Genomic DNA, 5,239 nt, shown 5'->3' with positions numbered 1-5,239 from the left:
GTAATTGGTGCCAAAGTTCGAGACGATCTGTTCCCTGCGTCAGCAACGGCGATCGGTAGCGATATTCGGATTCAGGGTAAACGTTATCGCGTGGTGGGGGTGATGGAGCGGAAAGGGGCTGTTGGGCTGCAAGATACGAATAATATGGTGTATCTGCCCCTAACTAATATGTCTGCCGAGATTGTCGGTAACAATGCGCTCACAGGCGTGGCGATTAATGGCTTTTGGGTAAAAGCGAGCAATCCCGACCAACTCGAAGCGGCGGAGTTTCAGGTGGCGAATGTGCTCCGGCTGCGCCATGATATTCGTCCGCCTAAAGAGGATGATTTTACTCTCACCAATGAAGTGGATCTGATTAAAACTTTCACGAATATTATGGGATTGTTGACGCTGATGGTTACGGCGATCGCCGGAATTTCGTTAGTTGTCGGTGGGATTGGCATCGCGAATATCATGCTGGTTTCGGTGATGGAGCGGACGCGGGAAATCGGTCTGAGAAAAGCTGTCGGCGCAACTAGCGGAGCGATTCTCAATCAATTTTTGATGGAGTCGATCGTGATTTCGAGTATTGGTGGTGGCATTGGGATCGCATTTGGTGTCGCCCTCGCTTTCGCCGCCGCTACGATCTTCAAATTTCCGTTTGTGGTGTCGCTATTGTCAGTGGTGGTCGGTTTCGTCCTTTCGCTGATTGTTGGTGTGTTAGCGGGCGGTATTCCTGCTCGTAATGCGGCAAAACTAGACCCGATCTTGGCACTACGTGGGGATTAATTAGCTATGGCAAGTATGATTTCGCTCGAAGATATTACTAAAACCTATCATTTGGAATCCATTGAGGTTCCAGTCCTCAAGCGCGTGAATTTGTCGATCGAACAAGGTGAATATGTCGCGATTATGGGAGCTTCAGGTTCGGGCAAATCAACCCTGATGAATATTATCGGTTGTCTCGACAGGCCAAGCAGTGGGCAATATTTTTTAGCAGGTCAAGAGCTAACTAAGCTTGATGATGATGAACTTGCCGATATTCGCAATCAGTATATTGGGTTTGTTTTTCAGCAGTTCAACCTATTACCACGGCTCACCTCTTTGGCGAATGTGATGCTCCCGATGATTTATGCCGATGTCGATAAGTCTCAACGAGTCGAACAGGCTACAGAAGCTTTAGTTCAAGTTGGTTTGAGCGATCGCATCCAGAACCGTCCCAATCAACTTTCTGGCGGACAACAACAGCGGGTCGCGATCGCCCGTGCTTTAGTCAATCATCCCGCCTTAGTCCTCGCCGATGAACCGACTGGTGCGTTAGATTCCAAAACTTCTGAGGAGATTATGAATCTGTTAACTGAGTTAAATCAACAAGGTACGACGATCGCGATCGTTACTCATGATACTAATGTCGCCGCTAAAACAAAGCGGATAATTCGGATGGTAGATGGGGTCATTGTCGAGCAGGAAAAATAGCGATAGAACTTGGGTAATTTATAAGTTAAAATCGGCAATTTAACTTGCTCGTATTTATGTCGTACTTAATAGAGTAAGCAACAAATCTTTACTCAATCTAGTTATCAAGTAAAGGTGGGCTTATTTATTTATCGATGTAACTTTTTAATCCTAAATATTCTGTATCTATTGACTCGATCGATAGCTAAAAGCTCGCTATCTTGAGAGAGAAGATTTATCGATCGCTACTGATAAAATAGAAGAAAACATAGATCTAAATTTTCATGATGCAATTTAAAAAACTTGCGATAGTTATACCACTAGTTTTAGTTAGTCTGCTAGCTCAAGAAGTCAATGCTCAAGTTAAGCAAAATCGTTTGCGAAATACATTGACAGGATCTAGCTATTGTTTGGATATTATCAATGATGGGGATAATAACAAACTGACTATGGCTAGATGTGCTAACGTTTCTGGACAACGTTGGAGTTTAACAGCTAGTGAGACAAATCCTCAAGCTTATCGCTTGCAGACGCCATTTACAGGCACTGGCAATTGTTTAGCGACGATCGATGATGGTAACAATAATCGACTAACGATCGCTAAATGTAGCAATGCTCCCGGACAACTTTGGAGCATTACACCTAGCAATGCGAATCCTGGTTCCTCTGGCTATTCTAATTTGCGGAATGAGCTTACAGGCGCGGATAAGTGTTTAAAAATTATCAATGATGGTCGAAATAATAAACTGACAATGGCTACATGTAGTAATGTCGCCGGACAAAGCTGGAGAATCACTAAAACTCCTTAATTAGTGCCTTGTTATAGCCTTTCCTGAGAGAGAATTATCGAAAATAGAGTTAAGCTAAACAAGAATAATTATATTGCTACAGCATTGGGCTTTTGCGAGCTTTCCTCACAAGTTCCTCATCTTGTTTTGATAAGATGAAAGCTAGTAAACCCGATCGCGATTCACGAGGATAAAACTTATGAAATGGCAACAATTAATTCTAGCTTTTATCGCCACTATTTGCTTAATTTTTGCTGGCAAGGCTCTGGCACAAACTGACATTAATATTAACAATACCAACCTGATTCGCTTTGGTGGCAATGTCACTGTAGCAGCGAACCAAACTGTCGAAAATGCCCATGCTTTTGGCGGGAGTGTGACGGTATTACCTAATGCCAGAGTTTTGGACACAGCCATTGCTTTTGGCGGCGATGTCATCCTCAAACAAGGGGCGCGGGTAGATGGTGATGCCTACTCCTTTGGCGGCAAAATCGTCCAGGAACCAGGCGCGATTATTAGTGGCGAACGTGCGACATTCAGCGACAGACATGGCATGATGTCTGACTCTTATGGGAGACGCAGTTTCTTTCCTTGGTATTTCTTCAATGCTATTTTCAGAATTAGTGCCGCTGTAGTCGCTGCGATTCTCGGGCTAATTATCTTGCAAACCAGTCCGCAGTTTTTACCGAATTTAGCTGGAAAATTGGATCGATATCCTGGTTTGGCAGCTCTGTGGGGGATGGGTGCGATTTTATCAATTGTCTTTGGCACTGTGTTGCTGGCAATTACGTTAATTGGTATTCCCTTGATTCCAATTCTGAGCTTGAGTGCGGTTGTCGCTTCATTAGTCGGTTCGCTCGGCGTAGCTTTGTTTGTCGGTCAACGTATCGATAACAATAGCAAGCAGTCAGCATTACAGCAGTTCTTAATTGGTTTGGCAGTCTTGACGGTTCTGACACTAATTCCGTTTTTGGGAGGCTTAGTAGTGTTCCTAATTAATTTATTCGGTTTGGGTGTCATCTTGCTATGGCAATTCGGTAGAGAAAAATCAAAAACGGCTAGTTAGGACACTTTAGATCCCCGAACTATTAATTATAAAAACTACCATGATTATCAATAAAACCAAAGAAGTTTCACTCGATGAACTATGGGAATCAGCACCGATCGACGAACTAGATTTCACCATCGATCGATCGGGTCGTCTCAAAACCTTTAAATTACCACGACGATGCAATCTATCGGTAATTAAAAATGGCACCAGTAGATCTAATTGGTAGCTTTGAAAAACACGATTTTCCTAGCTTTCGGAACCCGACAATCGATACAATAATTTGGGGTCGCCAACGGCATCATATACCTATTTTATTGGAAATTGATGTAACAGATGCTCGCTCGGCAATTCACGATCTCAAAGTGAAAACTGGGCAGGGAATTAGTTTTACAGGCTGGATTGTTAAGTGTCTTGCCCAAGCAGTCAGCGAACACAAATATGTTCATGCGATCCGCAAAGGTCAACGGCAGCTCGTGATTTTTGATGATGTGGATGTAACTATCATTATCGAACGCGCAGTTGCAGGCGAAAAATTGCCGATGCCATACATCATTCGGCGAGCAAACGAGAAAACTCTGCTTGATATTCATGCCGAAATTCGCGCCGCCCAAAAATCGCCAGTTGAGGTAGGGACAGTGCAGCTTGGCTCGATTCAGACAGCTCGGATGACTAAAATCTTTGCGACTCTGCCACATTTTTTAAGAAATCTGTTGTTTTGGCGACCGTTATTTCGCGATCCATTCTTACTCAAGCGCACGATGGGTACTGTCTCGATTACATCTATCGGCATGTTTGGGGGAGGGATGAGTTGGGGCATTCCGATTGGCATTCATCCCTTAATGATTGCCGTGGGGGGAATTGCTAGACAACCAGGTGTTATTGACGATCTCATTGTCATTCGTGAGTATGTAGGACTGACAGTAATGTTCGACCATGATGTAACAGATGGTGCGCCAGTAGCCCGATTCATCAAGCGGTTACAAGAATTGATGACCAGTCGAGAGGGACTAGAAGCATTATCAGATGGTGATATCCACAACTCAAAATTACAGGATTGAGATTAAATATGAAAATACTTTTTAGTAATAAATCTGCTGTCAAGCAATCTTTATTACTTACTATATTTACAGCTTTAAGTGTTTGGGCGGGAAGTACTCTGCTATCCCACGATACTCGTCAGTCGTCGGTTCCAGCCACAATATCCACAACTACTTCAAACGATCGGGTTCAAGCAAGTCAACCCCAAGTTTATTGGTTGCGATCCGACCGAAACAAAATAACTCTAGTTGCCAAATTATTACCACCAAACACCTCCAGTTCTACACCGCAACAAGTATTAACAATTGCCGTTCAAAAGTTACTCTCAGCCAAGCCCAGTGATAATTTGAGCAGTACGATTCCTAAAGGTACTAAACTTCTGAGTTTGCAAGTTCGGGCTGATGGGGTGCATGTTGACTTATCGCCAGAATTTAGATCTGGCGGTGGCAGTACCTCGATGATTTATCGAGTCGCACAGGTAATTTATACAGCTACTAGCCTCGATCCTAACGCCAAAGTTTTTATCTCTGTCGGCGGACAATCGATCGACGATCGCCATCCATTAGGCGGCGAAGGATTGACATTGCAGCAACCAACTACCCGCACTCAATTTGCCAATGATTTTCTCTAGTTTTACAAGATTTTTTTGGGAGCGAAAATAATGCTCGATACTAGTTAACCTCATAACTTTTTCGATCTAATCATCTACTTTTCAAGCCAAATAATCATATTAATTCATAACATGAGCGCACCAAACGACAACTTTCAAGGCAACATCGAAACAATTCAATCTGAGTTAGTAACTGGACATGAAGCAAAAACGGAAAAGATTGGAGTCGAAGAATTCACTATTAAGGGTGATGCCCTCGGTGCCAAAATCAAGGAACTGATTCACCAAGGTAATATTCGGCGGATTATTCTCAAAAAT

Annotated in this window: 8 protein-coding genes; all 8 read left to right on the top strand. The window is 43.3% G+C overall.

Features of this window, described 5'->3' with window-relative positions:
* Nucleotides 1-768: FtsX-like permease family protein (locus tag RMO84_RS02830; RefSeq protein WP_310486936.1), on the top strand; the 768-nt coding region annotated here is incomplete at its 5' end.
* 6 nt (nucleotides 769-774) lie between these two features.
* Nucleotides 775-1,455 (top strand): ABC transporter ATP-binding protein, encoded by a 681-nt coding sequence (locus RMO84_RS02825; protein ID WP_310486935.1) that lies wholly within the window; start codon nucleotides 775-777, stop codon nucleotides 1,453-1,455.
* A gap of 263 nt (nucleotides 1,456-1,718) precedes the next feature.
* Nucleotides 1,719-2,243, top strand: coding sequence for an RICIN domain-containing protein (locus tag RMO84_RS02820; RefSeq protein ID WP_310486934.1), 525 nt, complete (start codon nucleotides 1,719-1,721; stop codon nucleotides 2,241-2,243).
* A gap of 178 nt (nucleotides 2,244-2,421) precedes the next feature.
* The gene (locus RMO84_RS02815; RefSeq protein ID WP_310486933.1) at nucleotides 2,422-3,288 is read left to right on the top strand and encodes a hypothetical protein; all 867 of its coding nucleotides are present in this window, start codon (nucleotides 2,422-2,424) and stop codon (nucleotides 3,286-3,288) included.
* A 40-nt stretch (nucleotides 3,289-3,328) separates the two neighbouring features.
* Nucleotides 3,329-3,499, top strand: coding sequence for a hypothetical protein (locus tag RMO84_RS02810; RefSeq protein WP_310486932.1), 171 nt, complete (start codon nucleotides 3,329-3,331; stop codon nucleotides 3,497-3,499).
* The gene (locus tag RMO84_RS02805; RefSeq protein ID WP_310486931.1) at nucleotides 3,474-4,331 is read left to right on the top strand and encodes a 2-oxo acid dehydrogenase subunit E2; all 858 of its coding nucleotides are present in this window, start codon (nucleotides 3,474-3,476) and stop codon (nucleotides 4,329-4,331) included. Before RMO84_RS02810 ends, RMO84_RS02805 begins: the two co-directional genes overlap by 26 nt.
* An 8-nt stretch (nucleotides 4,332-4,339) precedes the next feature.
* Entirely contained in the window at nucleotides 4,340-4,942 is a 603-nt protein-coding gene (locus tag RMO84_RS02800) for a GerMN domain-containing protein (protein ID WP_310486930.1), read from the top strand.
* A 111-nt stretch (nucleotides 4,943-5,053) separates the two neighbouring features.
* Nucleotides 5,054-5,239, top strand: a 186-nt coding sequence (locus RMO84_RS02795) for a DUF4342 domain-containing protein (RefSeq protein ID WP_310486929.1), incomplete at its 3' end; no start/stop codon positions are given.

It is taken from the genome of Chamaesiphon sp. VAR_69_metabat_338, from assembly GCF_031423935.1.
In the GTDB taxonomy this organism is placed as follows: Bacteria; Cyanobacteriota; Cyanobacteriia; order Cyanobacteriales; family Chamaesiphonaceae; genus Chamaesiphon.
The sequence above is the reverse complement of the archived record's forward strand: the minus strand, read 5'-3'. Positions and strand labels throughout refer to the sequence as shown.

Excerpts from the sequence above, each read along its gene's own strand:
- RMO84_RS02825 (WP_310486935.1), top strand. The coding sequence starts at position 775 with ATGGCAAGTATGATTTCGCTCGAAGATATTACTAAAACCTATCATTTG.
- RMO84_RS02820 (WP_310486934.1), top strand. The coding sequence starts at position 1,719 with ATGATGCAATTTAAAAAACTTGCGATAGTTATACCACTAGTTTTAGTT.
- RMO84_RS02815 (WP_310486933.1), top strand. The coding sequence starts at position 2,422 with ATGAAATGGCAACAATTAATTCTAGCTTTTATCGCCACTATTTGCTTA.
- RMO84_RS02810 (WP_310486932.1), top strand. The coding sequence starts at position 3,329 with ATGATTATCAATAAAACCAAAGAAGTTTCACTCGATGAACTATGGGAA.
- RMO84_RS02805 (WP_310486931.1), top strand. The coding sequence starts at position 3,474 with ATGGCACCAGTAGATCTAATTGGTAGCTTTGAAAAACACGATTTTCCT.
- RMO84_RS02800 (WP_310486930.1), top strand. The coding sequence starts at position 4,340 with ATGAAAATACTTTTTAGTAATAAATCTGCTGTCAAGCAATCTTTATTA.